The following is a 22899-nucleotide window of genomic DNA, read 5'->3' on the forward strand; positions in this document are numbered from 1 at the left end:
CGCTGCGGTCCCAGCGTGGGCCCGGCCGCAGCGACCCGGCGCTCAGACGACGGCGAGTGCGTCGATCTCGACGAGCATCCCCGGCGGCAGGGTGACGTACACGGTCGTCCGAGCGGGGTACGGTGCGCGGAAGAACTCCGTGTAGACCTCGTTCATGATCGCGAACTGCGATGGGTCGGTCAGGTAGACACGGGTGTGCAGGACGTGCTCCAGTCCGGCACCGGACGCAGCCAGGGCGTCGCGGACGTGGGCGAGTGCCAGAGACGTCTGCTCGCGCACGTCGTCCGGAAGTGAACCGTCCGCAGCGAAACCGGCCTGGCCGGAGCTCGCGACGAAAGAGCCGATGCGTGCGCTCTGCGAGTACGGTCCAGCGGGAGGCGGAACGGCGGTCGAGGATCCTGGGACGCGTGTCATACGGGGTGCCTTTCGGTGGGGGGCGATGCTCCGGGCTGGTGAGCCGCGGAAGCTGAGGTCGGCGGGGCGACGCCTGCCCGCTCGAGCGCGGCGCCGAGGGCCACGGTGAATCGCTCGGCGTCTCCGGCGAGGAGGGCGAGCGGATTGACGACCAGGACCCCGCGCCACACGAGGTCTTCACCGACGGCGACCGCGGGGTCGCCCGTCGCGAGCGCGCGGATCACGTCATCGAGGTCCACGCCCGTGCGGGACAGGTCGATGTGGAGGGTGGGCACGTCGAGCGACTCCTCGACGCCTCGGTCGACGGTGTGTCCAGCACGGGTCAGCCGGTCGTGCAGCTCGTCGAGCTCCGCCAAACCGATCCGGTCGTCGACGCCGGGGGCGTTGATGTGCCGGTCCACCGCGGTCACGAGTCCGACGATCTGCTCCCGTCCGACCTTCATCGACCGCCCGATGCCGTGGCGCGGAGGTGAGGTGTCGGCCCACGGGTCGTCGCTGGTCGCCTGAGCGCCGGAGAGCCAGGTCTCCTCCCGCTCGTCCATGTCCTGTTGATGCAGCGGAACGGCGTCGATGAGATCCGGCCGGCCGCAGAGGATGCCGGTCGCCTGCGGCGCACGGAACTTCTTGCCTCCACTCACCGCGACGAGGTCGGCTCCATCGGCGAAGAACTGGTGCAAGCGGTCGATCGGCGGGACGCGGAGTGCGCCGTCGACGATCACTGGGACGCCGTGGGCATGGGCGATCTCGCTGATCGTGCGCAGGCTCAGGAGGTTCCCCGGAGCGCCGGGGCGAACCAGGACGGCCGCGGTGCGCTCGTCGAGGACCCGCTCCAATTCGTTCCTGTGGGTCGTGTGGGGGAAACCGATCTCGACGAGTTCGGCGCCTGCAGCCGTGAGCGCGTGATCATACGGGTCTCGCTGTGCGCGCTGGACGACGACGCGGTTCACCATGCCGGCCGTGTTCGGAAGCGCGTCGATCTTCGCGACGTCTCGACCCGTGATGGCGACGGCCGTCGCGAGGGTGAGGGCGGATGCCGCGCCCGAGGTGACGTAGCAGGCCGGAACGCCCAGGAGCTCGGCCAGCCGTCGGCCGGCTGCCGCCTGCAGCACGCTGATGCGCACGCTCACCTGCATCGATTCCCGCATCGCCGCCCAGACGGCGTCGGACACGGGCAGGCCGCCCAGCCTCGTCGCCGGTCCGACACCGTTGATCACGGGGCGGACACCGAGCGCTTCGTACAGTCCCATGGAAGACGCTCCTGTCAGTTCTGTTCGTCCGACAGACCGAAGACCCGTCGTCCGTTCCGGATGGTGAACACCGGTTCGAGCTCTTGCGTCCCGGTGAAGGTGTGGCCGTGGCCGTCGGTGAAGCTCGTCTCGCGCTCGACGAGACGGAACGCGGCGACATCCGCCCTCGTGCCGACGTCGAGCGTGCCGACGCCGAGCCGCCCGAGACGGACTGCCGCGGCGGGTCGTGCCGTGGCCGCGTCGATGACGTACGCGAGGGGGAGGCCGAGTGCGAGGAGCTTCGACATGGTCGACGGCAGGCCGCCCGGAAGTGTGGCGATCGAGTGCGCGTGCACGTCGGAGCTGATCGTGTGCGGCGGGAGGCCGGCGTCGATCATCGTGCGGGCGACCGTCGCGTCGAATCCGGTGCCGCCGTGTCCGACGTCGAACAGGACGCCCCGCTCGTATGCCCGTCGGACCGAGGCTCTCGGCGCGGCGTCCACGACCTGATTGCCGGTGAACCCCGTGAAGCAGTGGGTCAGCACGTCCCCCGGTTCGAGCCTGTCGAGGATCTGGTCGACTGTCGCGGGAGCGGGCCCGAGGTGGACCATGAGAGGGAGCCCCGTGCTGTCGGCGGCGGAGCGCGCGCGGCCGAGCGCTTCGACGGCGTTCTCGGCGCCGACGTCCGCGGAGGCCCTGACCTTGATGCCGACGATCGTGTCGCGGTGTGCTTCGGCCATCGCTACGGCGGCCTGTGGATCGCAGTACTCGATCGTGCGCAGCTCTCCGCGGAGCCTGAAGCTCGTGATGCCGATCGTCGAGATGTTGAGGAAGGCGACGATGCGGGTCTCGGACGGTTCCAGTGTGGTCTTGGTGAACGCCTCGAACAGGTGTGCTCCGGAGCTCCCCGCATCGACCATCGTCGTGACGCCCGTGCGGGCTCCGAGCGCGTCCGGTTCGACTCCGGCGTCCTGGCCGACGAAGACGTGCGTGTGCAGGTCCACGAGCCCGGCCGTGACGATGAGACCGGTTGCGTCGATCACATCGGCGCCGGTATCAGGCGCGTCGGTTCCCGCGATGACGCCGTCTTCGAGCCGGACCGGAGAGGCGCTGAACGAACGGGAGCGCGAATCGAAGACCGACCCGCCCATGATGATCGCGGGTGGGGAGGCGGCGGGCATGTGGCTCCGTTTCCAGGGGTGGGCCGCAGTGTCCTCCACCGCGTTGCCATGAGTGCTGGATAGGCTAGCAGAATTCCGTATACATGAATACAGATTCGGCTATCTGAACTTTTCGTGAAAAGAGTTTGGCTGAAACGCTTCACATTTCTGGAACCACGTGGCTATGCTGACGTTCGTTCATAAAGATGGATACAAGTTCACATGCATGAAAAGAGCTCCAGTGAAAGTACTCGTGTACCACGGCCCGAACCAGTTGGCAGTGGAGGATCGGCCCGATCCGGCGCCCGGCACCGGTGAAGTGCTCATCGATGTCATCGCCACCGGCATCTGCGGCTCCGACCTCCACGGGTACACGGGGGAGAACGGACGCCGGGTCCCCGGACAGGTGATGGGGCACGAGACCGTCGGCCGTGTCTCGCGGATCGGCGCCGACGTGGTCAGCCCGCCGAGCGTCGGCGACATCGTCACGATCGATCCCGTCATCGGCTGCGGGACATGCCCTGCGTGCCTCGACCCCGCGGACGAACTCTGCCCCAACCGCCGGGTCATCGGTGTGGACCCGCTCATCGTCGCAGCCTTCGCCGAGCAGATCGTGGTGCCGTCCCGAAACGTGGTCGTGCTGCCGAAGGAAATGCCCGTCGACCTCGGTGCGCTCGTCGAGCCACTCTCCGTCGGATTCAGAGCCGCCTCCCGAGGAGACGTGACCGCGGGCAGCGCCGTACTCGTCATCGGCGGCGGCCCCATCGGACAAGCTGCGGCCCTCGGAGCGAGGCGATTGGGAGGACGAGTCGTCGTCTCGGAGATCTCCCCGTCCCGCGCCGCGCTCGTCATGAGACTCGGCTTCGCCGTCGTGAACCCGGCAGAACAGGACCTCGCGGCCGCGGTGGAGGCGACGCTCGGACGTCGACCGGACGTTGTGATCGACGCCGTCGCGCTCAGCAGCACCCTCGGTCAGGCTCTCGCCGTCTCGGCGCCGGGCGCGACCGTTGTGCTCGTCGGGATGGGAGCGCCCGCCGTGGAACTCGACGCGTACCGCATCAGTACCGAGGAGCGCACCGTCATCGGGAGCTTCTGCTACACCGCCGAGCAGTTCCGCAGCACGGCCGCATGGGTTGCAGACAACGCCTCCTCGCTCGAGCCGCTCATCGACGGGTCCGTCTCATTGCATGCCGCGCCGCGCGCGTTCGCCGACCTCGCGGACGGCTCGAGCACCGCCTCCAAGATCCTCGTCCGCCTCGGAGGCTGACGGCTCCAGACCTCTCCAGCGCACCGCACTCCAACGCCGCCGCACGTGTCCTGCACCTCCATCGCTCCACTCGATCCGACGAAGGAAATCGATATGAAACGACCTTGGTTGTCCACGGCAGCCATCGTGGCGCTCGTCCTCGGGGCGGTGAGCGTGCCGTTCTCCGCGGACGTGGAGCCCGCCGCCGCTGCCGGCACGGAGATGCAGGACTCGGCGTTCACCCTGCAGAACGGAGCCGTCGCGACTGCCGACTCCTCGGCGTCCGACGGCTCGGCCGCGGTGGTCGCCAACACCGGGCTCGGTTGGAACATCCAGTTCCGGAACGCCGACTTCAGCTCCCTCGTGTCCGATCAGGCCTACGAGGTCTTCGCGCGGGTGAAGGTCGCGCATACCACGACGTCACCGAGCGGACGCGCGTTCAGCATGGGCGTGTACGACCTCACGGCCGGCCAGTTCGTCCTGCCGGACCGCTCAGTGCAGGCCTCGCAGACCTCGAACGGCGTGTGGGCGGACTACCGCATCGGCACGTTCGTCCCGACGGCGTCAGCGAACACGCTCGGCGTCTACATCGCCAACGTCGACAACGCGGCACAGGTCTCCACGATCGCCGTCGACTCGTTCTCATTCCGTCCGTACCAGCCGTACGACATCGAGGACTCGTCGTTCATCCGGTACAACGGCGCGTCGATCGTGCATGAGGAGACGGCCGTCGACGGGAGTGCGGCCCGGCTCGTGAACGGTCCGGGCCTCAGCTGGGACGTCCAGGCCGATGTCGACGGCTCGAAGATCGAGGCCGGTGTACCGTACACGATCAGCGCGACCGTCAAGATGGAACGCACCGACTTCCTCGGGTCCATAGGCGAGACGTTCGGGGTCGGCGTCTACGACGCGACCGCCGGCGTCCATCTCCTGCCGCCCCACACCTACGCGAGCCCTCGCGACGACGAGAACGCGAAGTACGACTTCGTCTGGCCCGTCACCTTCACCGCCCCCGTGACGTTCGATCCCACGCACGTGAACCGTATCTTCTTCTCGCGGGTCGACAACGCCGCCCAGTTCCCGGCGGTACTGATCGACAAGGTGACGCTCACCAGGGCGACCGTTTCGGAGGCGCTGCCGCAGAGCGCCACGGCGTACCCCTACCAGATCTCACCGACCACCTCGCCTGGCGTCAACGACTCGACGACCGTGACATTCAGCGTCCCCGGCACGCAGACCGTGACCGTGACGATCCGGAACTCTGCGGGCGCCGTGGTCAGGACGCTCCTCGACGCCGGTTCGGTGACGGGCGAGGGGTCGGTCTTCTGGGACGGCCTGGACGCGGCCGGCGCGCCGGCGGCGAACGACGTGTACGAGGCGCGTGTGCAGTACGGCTCGACCGTGCACGCCGCAAGCATCCGGGCGAAGGACGGCGTGACGCTGGCAGAAGCGCCGAACCTGCACCCGGAGGCTCAGTTCCCGTTGGGCGTCTGGTACGAGGGGGCGCGCATCCCGAAGAACGTGGCCGATGCCGCGAGCTACGCGGACACGACGTTCGCCGACCTCGCAGCAGCAGGGGCGAACGACGTCATCATCAGCAACTTCGACGTGACGCGTCCTGCTGTGACGGGTGCGATCCTCGACAAGGCGGCGGAGCACGGTCTGTCCGTCGTGGTGAACCCGCGTTGGTGGGACGTCATCTACAGCGATCCGGTCAACAGCGACGAGTTCGCGATGCAGGCTCGCGTGCACGCCATCGTCGACCAGCTGAAGTCGAAGAGCGCCTTCGCCGGCTACCTCCTCTACGACGAGCCGCCGCACGGCAACGACCAGCTGCGCGAGACCGTCGGCAAGCTGAAGAAGCTCGTCGAGACGGCCGACCCGGAACACGCCGTCATGGTCGATCTGAGCGGTGTGCACAGCGCTGACAAGTACTTCTCCTCGATCGGTCTGCAGGCGATGACATCGGACCCGTACGGTGCGCTCTGGGGGCGCGCGGCCGGCGATTTCACCGACATCGGCTATCCGGGTCTCGACTACGAGGTACTCCTCGACTTCCTCCACCTGCAGACCAAGAAGGACGTCACGAGTTCCGCACCGTTGTGGACGATCCTCCAGGCGTTCGGACAGCCCGGTTGGTACCGCGATCCGAGCGACGCCGAGATCCGCGCGATGACCTACGAAGCGATCGGACACGGCTCGAAGGGATTCCACTACTTCATGTACCAGGCGACGAATGCGTGGAACGGCATGATCGACATCGACGGGAACCACACCGCACGCTACGACATCGTCAAGCAGATGTTCACGGAGCTCGCGGCGCTGAAGCCGGTCATCCAGAACCTCACGAGAGTCGCGAACGCCGCAACGGCGACCGGCGGTGGAGGAGGTTCCGGAGCCTACCCGAACGCGGACGTCACGACGCACGTGGACAATGCCACGGGCGACACCTACCTCGTCGTGGTCAACCACGACGTCGCCGCCGACGCGAACGTGACCATCACCATCGACCGGGACGCGCTCGGATCGGTCACCAGCGGAATCACGGACGTCGCATCTGGCGCAGCGATCCCCTTCGTGACGAGCGGCTCGGACATCGTCGTCACGGATCTGCCGTTCACTCCCGGTGAGGGACGGATCCTCAAGCTCGCGAAGTCGACGACCGTGCCGGAACTGGTGGGCCAGGACGGTGCGTTCACCCTGCACAACGACGCGACCAAGGCGAATGTCGACACGAGCGCTTCTGACGGGTCGACCGGCGTTGAGACGGTTCAGAGCGGCGGGACCGGCTGGAATCTGAGCTGGGATTGGGACGCGCAGCAGCTCGAACCCGGCGTCTCATACGACCTCTACGCCACGGTCAAGGTTCGGTTCGCGAAAGACGTGCTCTACGACGCGAACGACTACCCGACGATGTCCCGCCCGACGTCGGATGCGTTCACCATCGGTGTGTACGACGGGACGGCGGGTGCGCCCGTGACGACCGCAGTGACCGTGAACGGGTCGCAGCTGGAGAACCAGCTGTGGCGGACCGTGAAAGTGGGGACCTTCACTCCGTCGCAGACGGCGACCGAGTTCGTGTACCTCGCTTCGACCGGGGACGCGACCGACTACGCCACGATCTACCTCGACCGCTTTACATTCGTGAAGACGCCGTGACGCCGGCGACCACACGGCAGGATCCGCTCGAATCGCTGAGGAGGATATCGATGCAACCGATCATCACCGACGTGGAATCGATCTTCGTGAGGAGCCCGTTCCTGCCCTCCATCGAGTCCTGGACGAGGCTGAACAATCACGGGTGGGAGTACCTCGAAGTGGTGCGCGTGCGTACCGACAGTCCCCACGTCGTCGGATTCGGGGAGACCCTCGTCTACTACACGGGCGAGACCGTCGAGGACGAGCTCGCCGCGTTCGCCGTCGGGAGGACACCCCTCGAGGTGCTCGCCTCGCCGGGCGTCGGCGTGAGTCTGAGGATGGCGTTGTACGACGTCCTCGGCCAATCGATGGGTGTGCCCGTCAATCGGCTCTTCGCCCGTCCGGTCGTCCGGGACCGCTGTCCGATCTCCTGGTGGAACACCAAGATGCCGGCGGGACTCCTCGCCAGTCAGGCTGCCGACGCTGTCGCCGCCGGGTACCGTTCGCACAAGATCAAAGCCCGGCCATGGTTCGACATCCACGAGCAGGTCGACGCGGTCGCGGCGGTGACGCCGGAGGACTACCGGATCGATCTCGACTGGAACTCGATGCTCGTGAGCGCCGGGCGCGCGTTGCCGGTGCTCGCGCGGCTGCAGCAGCAGGAGAAGATCGGGCTCTTCGAGAGTCCGATCGATCGGACCGACACGGCGGGTCAGGCCCGGCTGCGTGCTGCGATCTCGACGCCCCTCGTCGAGCACTACGACCCGCACCTGGTTCCGGGATGGCTCTCTGCGGACACGCTCGACGGATTCGTCGTGAGCGGCCCCGAGCCCGCGACGGTCTTCGGTCAGGCCGATGCAGCGCAGGCCTTCCACAAGGAGGTGTTCCTCCAGCTCTGCGGAACGGGGATCACCACCGCTTGGGTCGCGCATCTCGGTTCCGTCGTTCCTGCCGCTCGCCTGCCCGCGGTCACGGCGATGAACATCTACCGCGAGGATCTGCTCGTGGATTCGCTCGAGATCGCGGACGGGCACGTGCGCGTGCCGGATGCCCCCGGCCTCGGCATCGCGGTCGATGAGGACCTCCTGGAACGGCTCCGCGTGCCGAGGGGCACGGCGCCTCCGCCCCTCCGACGGCTGCTCACCTTCGCTCTCGGCGACGGGAGTGCCAGGCAGTATGTGAGTGCCGCTCAGCTCTGGGACGACAGCACGGTGAACGCGACGATGCCGGTGCAGGGTTCCGGCGCATCGTTGTCGATCCGCGAGGACGACCACAGTCTTGAATTCGACGCCATGCATCGGAACGCGATGCAACACCCGGTGTGGCTGTGACGCCGCGCGAGAGAGGACTGCCCATGCGAATCCTGGTGATCGGAGGGGCCGGGCATCTGGGTCGGCTCATCGTGCCGGCCCTGGCCGAGATGCATTCGGTCACCGTCGCGGATCGGGTGGGCGGCCCGGTTCCCGACGGGGTCGCGACGGTCCTGATCGACGTCCTCGACCAGGACCGCTTGGCTGAGGTGTCGAAGGACATGGACCTCGTCCTGTACATGGCGATGGGGACGAAGGAGGGCTGGGGGACCCCGGTGTGGGCTCGCAGCCAGTTCGATGTGAATGTCACCGGACTCTACAACGCGGTGCAGGCATCGGCTCGCTCAGGCGTTCCCCGGGTGCTCGTCGCGGGCTCGATGTCCGTATTCGAGCGGTTCCTCGAAGCCGAGGACGAGACGGTCCCCGATGCGTTCGACGCGTACGGGCTGTCGAAACGCCTCGGCGAGGAGCTGTGCGCCGCCGCATGCGTCGAGCACGGGCTCGACGTCACCGTCCTCCGCTTGGTCCTGCCGCTGTCCGACGCGGAATGGCGGGACGCTCTCGACGACAAGCACGCGGACGTCATGACCTCCGCGAGCGACACGGCGGCCGCGTTCCTTGCGGCCATCGCAACCCCGATCCCCGGATTCACGACCCTCACGGTCACAGGGGACCACGAGCGGCGACATCTCGACTGGTCGCGCACGCAGCGGCTGCTCGGGTGGTCGCCGCGCTCGCGGAGACATCCCCCGGCCTCGGTCGCGAAGGGGGATTCGGATCATTGACACCGGTTACCCCGGTCGATACGATCGGTCCAGGTAGCCGACCTCTAGTTCGAATATGTGAACTAGAACCGAGAAGCAGGTACCCCCCCCAGCTTCCCACCGCACCGATAGTTCGAGCACGCGCAACGCCCTCCCGCAGCAGCACGAGCGGGAACAGTCTCATCACATTCATTGGCGAAACACGAGGAGAGCCCCATGGCGAAATCATCAGGTCTGTTCACGCACGAAGCAACCCGTCGCACCTTTCTGAGCGGAGCGGTCTCCACCGCTGCGCTGCTGGCGCTCGCCGCCTGCTCCACCGGTGGCGGGGCCGGCACAGGCACCATCTCACTGCTCGCAAACGACTCGGCGGACTGGGAGAAGCAGCTCCGCGACGTCATCAAGGCCTACCAGTCGCTCACGCCGGGCGCCAAGATCAACCTGCTCAACATCGCCGACGGCGAGCAGTACAACACGAGGGTCAAGACGCAGGCGCTCGCGAAGACGCTGCCGGACATCTACTACGTCCGGACCCTCGAACTCTCCGCCCACGCCAAGCAGGGGTGGCTCCAGCCGCTCGACCCGTTCATCAAGACCGGCGACCTCGTGGACCGCAAGGACTTCTACCCTGCGGTCGAGGAACAGTTTGCGGTGGACGGCAAGCTCTACGGCCTTCCCGAAGGCCTCTCCGCCTACGGCATCTACATCAACAAGACCATGTTCGACTCGCTCGGCATCCCGATCCCGGACGGCTCATGGACGTGGGAGGAGTTCTACACGCTCGCCGAGGCCTTCACGGTGAAGGAAGGCGGCAAGCAGACACGCTGGGGCGGTTTCGTCAACGGCAGTTCGTGGGGTATGCGCGGTGTGATGAAAGCGAACGGTGGAGAAGTCTTCAGCGAGGACGGTACCAAATCGATCCTGGACAACGACGCGAACATCGCCACCTTCGAACAGATCAACCGTGCGATCACCGCAGGAGCCGTTCCGAGCTCCGACGGACTCCCGACCGGAGTCGACCCGTTCGCAGGCGGCCTCGTCGGCATGTTCATGAACGGGTCCTGGTACGCGGGCGGCGCGAAGGAGGCCATCGCCGACCGCTTCGAATGGGAGATCGTGCCATTGCCGAAGGGGACGACGGGCAACCGGGAGATCGCCACGGCCGGCGGCGGTTGGGGACTCAGCCGGGACGCGAAGAACGCGGACGAGACGTGGAAGTTCCTCGAGTACCTCGCCTCGGCCGACGTCCAGGCGACCATCCCGTACATGGTCGGAGTGCCGCTCACGACCCGATCGACGGATCCGAAGACCGAGACCCTGTTCCCGGAGATCGGTGACGACGCCGCGAGGATCTCCTACCCGCCCCTGTGGGCGAAGTACGAGATCGCCTACGGCAACCGCGTCGCGACGCTGATGAACGGCAACGCGGGAGACGCCAAGGACACCCTCGCCAAGATCCAGGAAGAGACCAACCGGTGAGCACGGTCCTGTCGCCACTCGTCGAGAGCGCAGCCAGGTCTCCGCAGGTGGCGGCGGGACCCGCCCGCCCCGGCAGGAAGAAGCCGAGCCCGCACGCCAGGCGTGAGGCCAGGGCCGGATTCCTCTGGATCCAGCCGTGGCTCATCGGCTTCCTCCTGTTCTCCGCGATCCCCATCGGCATCGCGATCTATCTGTCCTTCACCGACTGGTCGGGCGGCGGCGCACCCCTCTGGATCGGCCTCGACAACTACGTGAAGATCTTCACCGACGACCCGCTCTTCTGGCAGTCGCTCAAGGTGACCTTCATCTTCGTCGCCCTGTACCTGCCGCTCAGCCTCGTCCTGGGGCTCGGCATAGCGATGCTCATGAATCAGAAGTTCGTCGGCATGGGCGTCTTCCGTACCATCTACTATCTGCCGTCGGTCCTCTCTGGCGTCGCCGTGACCGTCCTGTGGGGCTTCGTCTTCCACCGCGACTTCGGTGTCATCAACGGCGCTCTCGCCCTCGTCGGGGTCGAACCCATCCCGTGGCTCACCAGTCAGACCTGGGTGATCCCGGCCATTGTCATCATGCAGTTGTGGGCGGTCGGCTCGTCGATCATCATCTACCTGGGCGGTCTGCAGGGCATTCCCACGGAGCTCTACGAAGCCGCCGGCCTCGACGGAGCCGGCTGGTGGGCGACCTTCCGGGCCGTCACCCTGCCCATGATGTCGCCGGTGATCCTGCTCCAGCTGATCCTCGGTCTCATCGGCACGTTCCAGATCTTCACCCAGGCGTTCGTCATGACGAAGGGCGGCCCGGACTACGGTTCGTACTTCTTCTCGCTCTACATCTACGACACCGCCTTCAAGGACCTCCGACTCGGCTACGCCTGCGCCCTCTCGATGATCCTGTTCGCCATCATCCTGATCATCACGGCCATCTTCTACGGGACCTCAGGCAAATGGGTCTTCTACGCCGCCGACCGAGGGAAGAACCGATGACCGTCACCACCCGCCCGCTGCCCCCGAAGTCGGTTGTGCCAGGCCGTCCTCAGCCGGTCGAACCGACACCGCGACCCGGACAGACCCGATCCGCTCGCCGCCGCATGATCATGCTCATCACCTACGCGGTGCTGGCCGTGGGCTGCATCATGTATATGGTGCCGTTCTTCTGGATGCTGAGCACGAGCCTGAAGACGCCAGACCAGGTGTACCAGTACCCGATCAAATGGTTCCCGAACCCGGTCGACTGGGCGAACTTCGCGGACATCTTCACGGAGGCGCCGTTCCTCACCTACACGCTCAACACGATCTTCCTGACCGTCGTCGGCGTCGCGGGGAGCATCATCAGCAGCGCGTTCGCCGCCTACGGCTTCGCCCGGTTCCGTTTCCGGGGCCGTGAACCGCTCTTCATCCTCATGCTGAGCACGATGATGGTGCCGATCTGGGTGACGGTCGTTCCGTCGTACATCATCTTCAGCAACATCGGCTGGATCGACACCTACCTGCCGATCCTCGTGCCTGCGTTCTTCGCGGCGCCGTTCAACACGTTCCTGCTCCGGCAGTTCTTCATGAACATCCCCTTGGAACTCGATGAGGCGGCTCGCCTCGACGGCGCGGGGTCGATCCGCATCCTGTTCACGATCATCCTGCCGCTGTCGAAGCCGGCGCTCATGATCGTCGGCCTGTTCGCGTTCCTCCAGTACTGGAACGACTATCTCGGACCCCTCATCTTCCTGCAATCGCAGGACAAGTTCCCGCTCTCGCTCGGCATCAGCAACTTCGTCGGCGCGCAGAGCCAGAACTTCCCGCTCATGATGGCGGCGACACTGTTCTCGATGCTTCCCTGCATCGTCCTGTTCGCGGTCGCCCAGAAGTGGTTCATGCAGGGCGTCGTCGTGACGGGGCTCAAGTGACGCGCTTGACCGGGCCGGCGAAGCATGTGTGGATCGAGCTGATCGCATTCGACGTCACGCGAGACGACCTGGGCGTGGAGCAGGTGTTGGCAGACATGGGGGATCGGCCGACGATCCTGTCGTTGCTCCTCTTCAGCGCCGAGTTCGTGCACGCCCACGGCACTGACGACGATGGTCTGATCCCGACGGAGTGCACATCGTACGCCGCGCGCCCCGACAGTGTTCGGGGTCCCCGGCAGGACTGGACTCGCGCTCGGCTGCGTCAGCTCGTCACCGCACTGCAGGTGTCCGGCATCGCCGTCTACTTCGCCGTGTTCGACCTGCACCAGTACCCGCTCGACGGCGAGGTCCGGCATAGCGCGTGGAACCTGGCGCACCCGGAGATGACGGTCACCGACAGCTCGGGCGAGCCCGTTCCCGGGCTGCTGAACCCGCTGAAACGGCTCGCAGACGGACGGTTCTATCAGGACGTGTTCGCGGACGGGCTCGTCGCCGTCTTCGACTACTACGGATTCGACGGCCTGCACGGCGCCGATGGATACACGAGCCCGCGCCTGCCGGTGTGGCGCGCCGATTTCTCCGACGACCTCATCCACCAGTTCGAGGACGCGACGGCATGCACGGTTCCGGCCGGGCCGACCGCCGACAGGTCCGCCTGGATCTGGGCCGAGGCGCGACTCGAGTGGATCGAGTTCATCGCGGCGCGCTGGACCGACTTCTGGTCCGCGGTGGTCGACCGTCTGCACGCCGTGGGGGCGAAGACGATGCTGAACAACGCCTGGACCCGTGATCCCTTCGAAGCGCTGTACCGCTACGGCGTCGACTACGCGGCGCTCGCCCGCATCGGCATCGACCGGATGGTGCTCGAGACCTCCTCCTCTGCGGTCGAACTGCTGGAGGAACCCACGCTGCCGCCGATCCACGGCCAGCTGGCCACCGTGCTGCTCATTCGGGCGCACGTGCCCGAGCTGCCGCTGTCCGGCCTCGTCGCCGTCCACGACACCTTCGAACAGTGGGATGTCGTCCACACCGCGCCGGCGATGCTCGAGCGGGACATCCGCACGCTCACCTCCGTCCGCGCGCAGCGCCCCGGTGGCGCGACGACGGCGCCCTGCCTCGACGCGGCGCTGTTCTGCCTGGCCGACGGACTCGATGCCGCGAGCTGGAACAGGCTCGATGTGCTCCGCCGCAGTTGTGAAAGCGGGACGTCCCCGTCCGCGGGCGCCGGAGCAGGCTTCACCCTGCTCTACGACCCGGCCGCGCTCAGGAAGGAACTCGCCTCATTCCGACGGAACCGTGTGGCGCACACCCACACGCTCCTCGCCGCCCTGCTCCGGGCAGGCGCGATCATCTCCGCGATCGCCCCGATCGGAGACCACCGACTCGTCCCGGGGGCAGTTCTGGTCCTCCGGCCCGACGTGTACCCGAGCGACCTGCTCGACGACGTCGCCGCGTCGCACGACGAATTCGTGACGTTCGGGCCGACTCTCGATACCGACGGCGGCTTCGATGGTTCGTGGTCGGTCGTCCGCCGCGAGTCCGGCGGGATGGTCGACGTGTGGCGGGAGGAAGCGGCGGGGAGGCGCATCGACGACGGCGAACCGGAGGCGCAGGACTCGTGGCTGTTCGAGCTCGCCATGAACCTCCCTCCGGCCGACCTCGTCGAGCGCGTCGCCGCCGTGCTCCGCGCCCCGGCACTGGGCGAAGGCGGGCCGTTCACGGCCCCGGGAGCGAGCTCCTCGGTCCAACTGATGGTGTCTCGTGAGTCTCCGACGACGACGCGTGTCCTGCTGCACAATTCGGACCACGTCTTCCGTGACGGGACGTTCCGACCCGCCGAGCCGGTCACCGGTGCGGAACTGCTCTCCGGTTCCGCATCTCTGGCGGTCAGGTTCGTCGACGGAGCCGTCGTCGTCCGCGTTCCGCCGAAGGGCGTCTCCGCGCTCCGTCTCACGGGCGCCGCCGTCACATCCACCGCATCCACCCGCCCGTCCACGCCCAGTGAGGAACTCCCGTGACCGAGTTGTCCGGCCTGACCACCGTCGAAGCAGGAACGCTCCTCCAGTCGGCCGTGGTCGCCATCGTCCCGATCGGAGCGACCGAGCAGCATGGTCCGCACCTGGAGTTGCGGACCGACATCGCCATCGCCACCGAACTCGCCGCCAGGGTCGACGCCGCCCTCGGCGAGCGGTCCGTCCTGTGCCCGCCCATGCCGTACGGGCTGTCGGAGCACCACCTCGGCTACCCCGGCACCCTGACCCTTCGCCCTGCAACCCTCATGGCGTTCCTCCGCGACCTCTGCGAATCCCTCGTCGCCAACGGCATCACGAAGGTCCTCGTCATCAACGGACACGGCGGGAACACCGATGCGACCAGGCTCGCCGCGCGGGAGATCGGCCGGGACCTCGGTTGTGAGGTCGCGCACGTCATGTGGGGTCAGACCGTCGGCGACCTGACTCCGGCGCATTTCGAGGCGGGCCACCGGTATCACCACGCCTGTGAGATCGAGACCTCGCTCGCACTCGAACTGGATCCGTCGCTCGTCCGCACGGAGGCGATCGAAGGACCTGCGGAGCTGTTGCCGCTCGACGGTTCGACGGATTCGCCGGCCCCGCGAGTCGATCTGCCCCAACCGTTCTCGCTCTGGACCTCCAACGGGACCTTGGGCGATCCGCGCAGGGCGCGTGTGGAGATCGGGACGGAGCTCGTCGACCGGTTCCTCGAACGCACCCTGCGCTTCGTCGATCAGTTCACGGCAGACACGCAGAGCAGCCCGCTCACGCGGAACGAGGTCCGATCATGACGTTCGCACTCGTGCCCACGCCGCGCTCGGTCGCGGAACTCCCGGACGGGCCGTTCGTCCTCCACGCCGGGACGACGATATCGGCCGCACCGCAACTGGCGGAAGCGGCCGAAGTGCTCGCGGAGCTCCTCCGCCCGGCCACAGGACTCCCGCTGCACGCGAGCCGACGCGGCGACATCGAGTTCCATCAGGGACCCGTCGCCGGGACCGGGCCGGAAGCGTACGAGCTGACGGTGCGGCACGACCGGGTCCGGATCGTGGCCTCAGACCGGCTCGGTGCCTTGCGCGCCGTCCAGACGTTCCGTCAGCTGCTGCCTCCGGAGGTCTTCTCGCGTGAACCGGTCAACGGTGTCGAGTGGAACGCTCCTGCGGTGCACATCGACGACCACCCGGAACACCGGTGGCGCGGGGCCCACCTCGACGTCGTGAGGCACATGATGCCGATTGAGTTCGTGCACCGGTTCATCGATCTGCTCGCGCTGCACAAGCTGAACCGCCTGCACCTCCACCTCACCGACGATCAAGGCTGGCGATTCGAGGTGACCGCGTATCCGCTGCTCACCGAGATCGGCGCCTGGCGTCCGGGGACCGTCGTCGGCGTGCACGTGCCGCCCTGGCAGGACGACGGGCCGCACGACGGCATCCCACACGGAGGGTTCTACACGCGCGCGGACATGACCGGCGTCATCGAACATGCCAGACGACTCGGCATCGAGGTCGTCCCCGAAATCGAGATGCCCGGCCACTCGCAAGCCGCCATCGCTGCGTATCCATCGCTCGGCAACGGCATCGAGATCGGTGTCGGCACCGGCTGGGGAGTGTCACCGCACATCCTGTCCGTCGCCGATCGGACACTCGACTTCTGCCGGGACGTGCTCGACGAGGTGTTCGACGTCTTCCCGTCCGAATTCGTCCACCTGGGCGCCGACGAGGTGCCGAAGGACGAGTGGCGCTCGAGCGAGCTCGCACAGGCGAGGATGCGCGAACACGGCCTCCGGACCGAAGACGAACTGCAGAGCTGGTTCATGCGTCGGATGACGGAGTTCGTCCACAGCCGTGGCCGACGCGCCATCGGATGGGACGAGATCCTCGACGGAGGTTTGCCTGCGGGCGCGGCCGTCATGTCCTGGCGAGGCGAGAGCGGAGGCATCGCCGCGGCTGAACTCGGACACGACGTCGTGATGGCCCCGTTCGATCAGACGTACTTCGACTACTACCAGGGCGATCCGGCGAACGAACCGCTCGCCCACGGCACGATCATCGACGTGGCCTCCGTCCACCGTTACCGTCCGGTGCCCGTCTCGCTCGATCCGACGGCGCGCGCCCACGTCATCGGCGCACAGTTCCAGCTGTGGACGGAGTACATGTCGACGCCGGAACACGTCGAGTACATGGCGTTCCCACGAGCGTGCGCGTTCGCGGACGTCGTGTGGGGCTCGCCGGTCGATGGCGACGAATTCCACCGTTCCACGCTCCCCGCCCATATCGTGAGACTCGATCTGCTCCGCGTCAACACGCATCCGTTCGCCGGGGAGACCGTCGAGCCGGCGACGGCACGACGCTGACCATGGTGGGCATACCGCTCAGCATCGTGGATTCGACGGTCGATGGAGACCGCATCCTGGAGATCGTCGACGACTGCGTCCGGCTCCGCATCAACGTCGACCACGGCGCCCACCTCTTCCATCTGGAAGATGTGCGCTCGGGGACCCAACTGCTCTACACGGACCCCGCTGGTTCGCGCGACTACGCGGTCGGCGGCTGGTACGAGCTCTTCCCGAACGCCGGACCTGCCTGCGACTTCGGCGGGTCGTCCATCACCCGGCACGGCGACGTGCAGCATCGGCCGTGGACGGTCGACGTCGAAGCCGATGACGGGAACGAGGTCGTCATCCGATTGCGCACGACGAGCCGCGACCTGCCGTTCTCGATCGAGAAACGGGTCGCCGTCCGAGCCTCGTCGGGTCGGATCCGTCTCGATGAGCGGATCGCGCGCCACCAGGACGGTGCCGCAGACACCGCCGACGAGCTGCCCTACCTGTGGGGGCAGCACGTCACCTTCGGCTTGCCGTTCCTCGAGGGTGCTGTGTTCGAACTGCCTGGGGGAGAGCTGCACGGGTCCGTGGACGACAGCGGGTCCGGCGATGCTCGCACTGAGACGCGGGGCCCGCTCGGAGCATTCCCGGTGAGTGACGGGACTTCGATGGATCTCACGCGCTTCCCCACCGGGCCGTTCGACGCGATGCTGTTCAGCGATCGCCTCGCGTCCGGCGCCGCGACAGTGCGGAATCCGCGGCTCGGCATCGCCGCCCGCCTCACCTGGGACATCGATGCGTACCCGTACCTCTGGTTCTGGGGAACCCGGTCCGCGGACGTCGACGGGCTCACCGCGTGCGCGATCGAACCGCAGGCGTCGGACATCCCCAGTCTCGCGGACGCACACACCGACGGACGTGCGCCGGTGCTCGCTCGCGGCGGCGAACGGTCCTCGTGGATCGAACTCACGCTCTCCGTAGACTCCTCGCCCGGCATCGCGGACGAGTGAACCCCTTCACGCTGACCCCGAATCAGAAAGCACACCATGTCGAACGATGAACGCACGATCCTCGCCATCGACCTCGGAAAGACCTCGTGTCGTGCCAGGGCCACCACCCGGGTGGACGGGCGACTCAAAGTGATCGCCGAAGCTCGCGGCGATGGGGCCCCCGGAGTCGCGGACGAAGACGGTATCGCGTGGTCCGTCTCGGCCATCGCGGACACGATCGCATCCTTCGACGATGACGTGCTTGCACTCCTCTCCGGCGTGGGCGTGGGCGCCGCAGGAGTCGAGGCCGCTCCGCACGAGGTGCATGAGCTGGTGAGCAGATTGACCGAGATCTTCCAGGCCCCCGTCACCGTTGTGAACGATGCGCTCGCAGCCCACGCCGGTGCGTTCGCAGGTGGCGCGGGAACGGTGCTCATCGCGGGGACCGGGGCAGTCGTCTTCGATGTAGCGGCCGATGGCGTCGTGCGACAGATCGACGGATGGGGGCCGTGGCTCGGCGATGAGGGGAGCGGGCGGTGGATTGGTCAGCAGGGACTCGAAGCTGCGCTTCGCGCGGTGGACGGGCGCGGGCCGGCGACGGCATTGGCGCAGGACGCGGCAGCGGTCGCGGGCGGCACCGCCGCCCTTCCGATGTGGGTCGGTCGAGGCGGATCGCCCGCGCGCCGGCTGGGCATGTTCGCACCCACCGTCATTGCCAGAGCCGAGCAGGGGGACGCGGTCGCCGTCTCGGTCGTGGATCGTGCCTGTCGACGCCTCGCGACGAGCGCGAAGGCGGCCGGCACTGGATCCGCGTGCGTGGTCGGAGGCCTGACAGAGCATCCATTCTTCTCCGCAAGACTCACGACCGCGATGCGGTCGGTCGGTGTGGATCGTGTCCGCCCGCTCGGGGATGCTCTCGACGGCGCGCGTCTCATCGCGATCGATGAGACGATCACGTTCGGGGGTCACGTGACGCGGTCGTTGCGCTCACCGAATCTCGCCGAGGCCTGATCGGCCGGACTGCCTGCCTTCCGCCCATATTCGTCGGGCGGCGGCGGGAGCCGGGTGGGGCGACGTCGGAGCTCCGGGGAACTCCTCAGCTGCCTCGCGGCTTCCGTTTCCTCTGAGCGGACGCATCGAACTGCTCGCGGCTCTCGATCACGGAGTCGTAGCTGCTCATCGCCCACCGCGCGAGAGCGACAGCCGGCCCGATCAACGTCGAGCCGGTGGGGGTGAGCTCGTACTCGACGCGAGGCGGCACTTCGGCGTGTGCTGTGCGGATCACGAGGCCGTCGCGCTCGAGGCGCCGGAGGGTGACCGTGAGCATCCGTTGCGAAATGCCGGGGGTGTGGCGCTGCAGCTCACCGAACCGCAAGCGGGTACCGGCGTCGAGGGCGCCGACGACCAGGAGTGCCCACTTGTCTCCCACATGACTCAGGATGCTTCGGATCTCTTCACCGCGCCCTGCGAGGTCGCACGCGTGTTCGTAGTCTGAGACGGCGGTCTCCGCATCGGATGGATGGTCGACGACGTCAGGATCGTCGGTGGTCGCTCGGGCGGAGCCTTCGAGAGCGATCGGCTGGGTCATGGTGCACCTTCCTGCGCCTTGCGCACACGCGTGTGCCTTTTGTAACCGATCTGAAAGTCACTCATGATCAGTTACACACTAACCGTAACTAATGAAATGGATTCCGTATGAACATCGTCCTCTGGGTCGTCCAGATCCTGCTCGCCGTCGGCTTCGTCGCGATCGGATCGATGAAAATCGTGATGTCCGGCGGCAAGATTCGCACCACCTACGGAACAGCGCCGTGGCTCATCCGCTTGCTCGGAACCGCTGAGGTCCTCGGGGCCATCGGCCTCATCCTGCCGGGGCTCACCGGCATCGCCCCGTTCCTCACCCCGCTCGCTGCCACGGGCCTCGCCATCGTGATGGTCGGTGCACTCGCCGTCCACGTGCGGCGCAAGGAGTTCGCTTCCCTCGCAGTACCGGCGGTGTTCCTGATCCTCACGATCGTGGTCGCCTGTGCGCGGTTCTGACCGTTCGCGTTCTGACGTGCGGAGCGGTGAGCCCTCGTCGGAGCGATGCGCCGACGCTGCGCGGCCGTGTTGCGCGACCGGGAGACGGTGACATCCGGAGTGCGTCACACTTCGACGCGGAGGAAGACCCGCCGCTCCGTCGTGGTTGCGAGGTGCATGGTGAACAGATTCCTGGTGCATGATTCCTTCGGCGGCGTGGAGGTGCTCCGCCTCGAGCGGGGCGTGATCCCGGAGCCGGGCGACGGGGAGATCCGGATCAGGATCACCGTTGCGGGGCTCAACCCCGTCGACTGGCAGATCCTCGCTTCGGAGGAACTGGCCGGCGCGTTCGGAGTGGTGCTCCCGTCAGGGTTCGGCAACGACTTCGCGGGAATCATCGATGCGGTCGGGCGCGACGTCAGCGGATGGTCGGTCGGAGAACGGGTGTTCGGGGGTCTCCGCGGCTCTGCGCTGGCGGACTTCGCCGTCGTCGCTGCGGATGACCGGCACCTGCACCGCACCCCGGCGGAGACCCCCGACCTGGTCGCCGGAGTCATCGACATCGCGGGTCGAACGGCGAGTGCTGTGATCGACGCGCTCGCCCTCGACCGGTCGGACGTCGTCCTCATCGGCGCCGCCGGGGGCGGCGTCGGCACGATCGTGACGCAACGTGCGGTGGCGACGGGCGCGCGGGTCCTCGGAACCGGCTCGGCCGCATCCGCCCCGTATCTCCGCTCGCTCGGAGCGGAACCGGTCGAGTACGGGGCAGGCCTCGCCGACCGCGTCAGGGCAGTGTCCCCGAACGGCGTCACGGCCGCCGCGGACCTCTTCGGCATCGATACGGCGCTCGCCGCGCTCGAGCTCGGCGCCGACCGGGTCGTGACCATCGAAGCCGACGACCCGCCGGCCGGCGTACGGCCGATCAACGGCTCCGATGCGCGTGTCGGAGCGCTGGAGGAACTCGTGCGGCTCGTCGGCGACGGAAGGATCAGCGTGCCCGTCGCGGCCACCTTCCCGCTGGAGCAGTACGGCGCGGCCATCGAGCGTCAACGGTCGCGTCATGTGCAGGGGAAGATCGCCGTCGTCCTCTGAACGACCTCGTCGGCCACGTGGCCCCGGAACGCATCGCGATCCTCAGCGGGCGTGCCCGAAGTACATCAGCTCCCAGATGGCCGGCTGGCTGTACTCGTCGACGAGCGCGTCCCCACGGAAGTGCTGCACGCTGCACGGACCCGTGAACCGAAGGTACGCGCCGTCGAATCGGACCGCTTTTGCCGCGAGGCGCTTGAGGCCCGTGACGCCGTCGATCATGCGGTCCCTGGCCAGATCCCGCTCCCGCGTGAAGCTCACGACGTAGCGATCCGTGCCGTCGTCGTAGGTGTAGCTCGTCACGCGTGCGACGGGCTTGCCCGTGTGCTCATCCGTGTACACGCCATCGGTCGCGAAGGTGACCTCGTGCGAGTCGTCGGCGATGATCACGCCGTCCTTCGCGAGCATGAAGATCGGGATGGCCTCGTAGCCGTAGCGCTCATGGGCGGTGATGTACGACGCGATGACCGTGTACGGCCCCGCTTCGCCGCGCGCCCAGTACCAGTCGTGGACGATGTCCATGAGGCCGACGTTGCCCCAGTTGTGGTCGTGGTAGCCGACACCGCTCGTCGTGTGCGACTCGCCGTCGATCGAGTACGTGGCCTCCACCCGCCCCTGCGGGACCGACGGCAGCCAGGAGAACTCCTTCGCGCGATCCTCGCCGAACAGCATGTATCCGGTTTCCGGTCGCCAGGAGGGAACGGTGCCGGTGAGCGTGACATCGACGGCGAGGCCTTCCACGTTCGCCGTGATGCGATACGTGTGCAGGTCGCCCGAGAACCGGTTGTCGCCGATGCGCACGTCCGCACCATCGGTCGAGGCTGACCACTGATCTGGATCGAAATGGACGATCTTCGTGAAACTGCGGCCGTCGGCGAGATCGAGGTTCACGCGGATGATCGGGTCGAGGGGGTGGTTCGGGGAGGTGAGGTCCTTGTTCATGAACACCACGACCAGCTTCGCCCCGTCTTCCAGGTGCGCATCGAAGTACCACCACTCGTAGGTGCCCTTCCGGTTGTCGGTCCGGGCGCCGTCCTCCCATGCCCCGATGTGATCCGGCGCGAGGCCGAGGCGCTGGTAATCGGCGGGTGTGCCGGCGGTGACGGCGAGTGGTTGGTTCGACATGGTCGTTCCTTTCTGTGACGGTCAGCCGAGTCGTGGCTGGTCGCCGATCGGTGCGGCGATCGCAGCCGCGGGGTCGAACCGCTCAGGGCGACGTTTCGCCCAGAGGAGCAGCCCGATGTAGGCGAGATCGAAGACGCTGCAGAGCAGGCCGATCCCGATCACGAAGAGTGAGCCGTTGATGAAGCCGAACAGGATCGTCGGCGCGAGCGTGCCGATCCACTTCGCGACCGCGATCACGAGGCTCTGACCGCGTGCACCCCGGCGAGCGACGAACATCGCGATGAACAGACCCGACATGAGCAGGTTCTGCAGGAATGCGCTGTACTGCGCGGCCTTCATGCCCTCCATGCCGAACTCGGCGATGAACAGCCACTGGATGACGAACGAGCTCGCGACGATCGCGACGCCCCATCCGATGAAGAGCGGCTTGGAGACCAGCTTCGGGAACTCGCGACGCCCGAATCGGAAGAAGGTGAAGAGGATCACGACGTCGGCGAGCGCCCAGACGAGGTTCACGTACGCCTGGATCTGCGGGTCGTACACGAGGTCGTGCACGGCGTAGGTCCACTCCCAGGCGATGTTGAGGCCGAGCGCGGCGACGGGCATCGCGTAGGTCTTGTGGCGGAAGCCGAGACGGATGGCCTCGATGTAGACGATCGTCCAGGCGAGGCCGCTGAGGGCGGTGAGCAAGAGTTGCACGATGGC

The 22899-nt window shown here is 67.2% G+C and carries 20 protein-coding genes; 14 read left to right on the forward strand and 6 right to left on the reverse strand.

Annotated features, from left to right (window positions below; translation table 11 throughout):
- Nucleotides 1-42: 42 nt before the first annotated feature.
- The 3 genes from ACQ3HB_RS19090 to ACQ3HB_RS19100 are packed head-to-tail and all read right to left on the reverse strand — an operon-like array spanning nt 43 to nt 2821.
- Nucleotides 43-414, reverse strand: a complete 372-nt coding sequence (locus tag ACQ3HB_RS19090) for a RidA family protein (RefSeq protein WP_430922278.1) — start codon at nt 412-414, stop codon at nt 43-45.
- Nucleotides 411-1661, reverse strand: a complete 1251-nt coding sequence (locus tag ACQ3HB_RS19095) for an aminotransferase class V-fold PLP-dependent enzyme (protein WP_430922279.1) — start codon at nt 1659-1661, stop codon at nt 411-413. Before ACQ3HB_RS19095 ends, ACQ3HB_RS19090 begins: the two co-directional genes overlap by 4 nt.
- Nucleotides 1662-1675: 14 nt before the next feature.
- Nucleotides 1676-2821, reverse strand: coding sequence for an amidohydrolase/deacetylase family metallohydrolase (locus ACQ3HB_RS19100; RefSeq protein WP_430922281.1), 1146 nt, complete (start codon nt 2819-2821; stop codon nt 1676-1678).
- Nucleotides 2822-3026: 205 nt separating this feature from the next.
- Here ACQ3HB_RS19100 and ACQ3HB_RS19105 point away from each other — a divergent pair, with 205 nt between their 5' ends.
- The 12 genes from ACQ3HB_RS19105 to ACQ3HB_RS19160 all read left to right on the forward strand — a co-directional run bounded on the left by ACQ3HB_RS19105 (nt 3027) and on the right by ACQ3HB_RS19160 (nt 18972).
- Entirely contained in the window at nt 3027-4067 is a 1041-nt protein-coding gene (locus ACQ3HB_RS19105) for a zinc-dependent alcohol dehydrogenase (RefSeq protein WP_430922283.1), read from the forward strand.
- A 93-nt stretch (nt 4068-4160) separates the two neighbouring features.
- Nucleotides 4161-7205, forward strand: a complete 3045-nt coding sequence (locus ACQ3HB_RS19110; protein WP_430922285.1) for a FlgD immunoglobulin-like domain containing protein — start codon at nt 4161-4163, stop codon at nt 7203-7205.
- Nucleotides 7206-7255: 50 nt separating this feature from the next.
- Complete coding sequence (locus ACQ3HB_RS19115) at nt 7256-8515, forward strand: enolase C-terminal domain-like protein (protein WP_430922287.1); 1260 nt, start codon at nt 7256-7258, stop codon at nt 8513-8515.
- 23 nt (nt 8516-8538) lie between these two features.
- Nucleotides 8539-9279, forward strand: a complete 741-nt coding sequence (locus ACQ3HB_RS19120; RefSeq protein WP_430922289.1) for an NAD-dependent epimerase/dehydratase family protein — start codon at nt 8539-8541, stop codon at nt 9277-9279.
- Nucleotides 9280-9474: 195 nt separating this feature from the next.
- The gene (locus ACQ3HB_RS19125) at nt 9475-10737 is read left to right on the forward strand and encodes an ABC transporter substrate-binding protein (protein ID WP_430922290.1); all 1263 of its coding nucleotides are present in this window, start codon (nt 9475-9477) and stop codon (nt 10735-10737) included.
- Nucleotides 10734-11720 carry a carbohydrate ABC transporter permease gene (locus tag ACQ3HB_RS19130; protein WP_430922292.1) on the forward strand — a complete coding sequence of 329 codons (987 nt, stop codon included), beginning with the start codon at nt 10734-10736 and terminating at the stop codon, nt 11718-11720. The genes ACQ3HB_RS19125 and ACQ3HB_RS19130 overlap by 4 nt, the downstream gene beginning before the upstream one ends.
- Nucleotides 11717-12634 carry a carbohydrate ABC transporter permease gene (locus ACQ3HB_RS19135; protein ID WP_430922293.1) on the forward strand — a complete coding sequence of 306 codons (918 nt, stop codon included), beginning with the start codon at nt 11717-11719 and terminating at the stop codon, nt 12632-12634. The genes ACQ3HB_RS19130 and ACQ3HB_RS19135 overlap by 4 nt, the downstream gene beginning before the upstream one ends.
- Nucleotides 12631-14652: a hypothetical protein gene (locus tag ACQ3HB_RS19140; protein ID WP_430922294.1), complete on the forward strand. Its 2022-nt coding sequence runs from the start codon at nt 12631-12633 to the stop codon at nt 14650-14652. The genes ACQ3HB_RS19135 and ACQ3HB_RS19140 overlap by 4 nt, the downstream gene beginning before the upstream one ends.
- Nucleotides 14649-15437, forward strand: a complete 789-nt coding sequence (locus ACQ3HB_RS19145) for a creatininase family protein (RefSeq protein WP_430922296.1) — start codon at nt 14649-14651, stop codon at nt 15435-15437. Before ACQ3HB_RS19140 ends, ACQ3HB_RS19145 begins: the two co-directional genes overlap by 4 nt.
- Nucleotides 15434-17002 carry a beta-N-acetylhexosaminidase gene (locus tag ACQ3HB_RS19150; protein ID WP_430922298.1) on the forward strand — a complete coding sequence of 523 codons (1569 nt, stop codon included), beginning with the start codon at nt 15434-15436 and terminating at the stop codon, nt 17000-17002. The genes ACQ3HB_RS19145 and ACQ3HB_RS19150 overlap by 4 nt, the downstream gene beginning before the upstream one ends.
- A gap of 2 nt (nt 17003-17004) precedes the next feature.
- Complete coding sequence (locus ACQ3HB_RS19155) at nt 17005-17982, forward strand: DUF4432 family protein (RefSeq protein ID WP_430922300.1); 978 nt, start codon at nt 17005-17007, stop codon at nt 17980-17982.
- A 36-nt stretch (nt 17983-18018) separates the two neighbouring features.
- On the forward strand, nt 18019-18972 hold the full coding sequence (locus tag ACQ3HB_RS19160; RefSeq protein WP_430922301.1) for an N-acetylglucosamine kinase: 954 nt from the start codon (nt 18019-18021) through the stop codon (nt 18970-18972).
- A gap of 85 nt (nt 18973-19057) precedes the next feature.
- Here ACQ3HB_RS19160 and ACQ3HB_RS19165 read toward each other — a convergent pair whose 3' ends face one another.
- Nucleotides 19058-19549: a winged helix-turn-helix transcriptional regulator gene (locus ACQ3HB_RS19165; RefSeq protein ID WP_430922303.1), complete on the reverse strand. Its 492-nt coding sequence runs from the start codon at nt 19547-19549 to the stop codon at nt 19058-19060.
- A gap of 107 nt (nt 19550-19656) precedes the next feature.
- On the opposite strand from ACQ3HB_RS19165, the gene ACQ3HB_RS19170 reads away from it, so the two are divergent.
- Together ACQ3HB_RS19170 and ACQ3HB_RS19175 are read left to right on the forward strand one after the other, a co-directional pair.
- Complete coding sequence (locus ACQ3HB_RS19170; protein ID WP_430922304.1) at nt 19657-20001, forward strand: DoxX family protein; 345 nt, start codon at nt 19657-19659, stop codon at nt 19999-20001.
- Nucleotides 20002-20175: 174 nt separating this feature from the next.
- Nucleotides 20176-21072 (forward strand): NADP-dependent oxidoreductase, encoded by an 897-nt coding sequence (locus ACQ3HB_RS19175; RefSeq protein WP_430922306.1) that lies wholly within the window; start codon nt 20176-20178, stop codon nt 21070-21072.
- A gap of 42 nt (nt 21073-21114) precedes the next feature.
- Here the strand turns inward: ACQ3HB_RS19175 and ACQ3HB_RS19180 are convergent, their stop codons facing one another.
- Both ACQ3HB_RS19180 and ACQ3HB_RS19185 read right to left on the reverse strand, forming a co-directional pair.
- Nucleotides 21115-22194, reverse strand: a complete 1080-nt coding sequence (locus ACQ3HB_RS19180; protein ID WP_430922307.1) for a lipocalin-like domain-containing protein — start codon at nt 22192-22194, stop codon at nt 21115-21117.
- 21 nt (nt 22195-22215) lie between these two features.
- The gene (locus tag ACQ3HB_RS19185; protein WP_430922309.1) at nt 22216-22893 is read right to left on the reverse strand and encodes a transmembrane-type terpene cyclase; all 678 of its coding nucleotides are present in this window, start codon (nt 22891-22893) and stop codon (nt 22216-22218) included.
- Nucleotides 22894-22899 lie beyond the last annotated feature (6 nt).

It is taken from the genome of Plantibacter lichenum, assembly GCF_050587525.1.
Classification (GTDB): Bacteria; Actinomycetota; Actinomycetes; order Actinomycetales; family Microbacteriaceae; genus Plantibacter.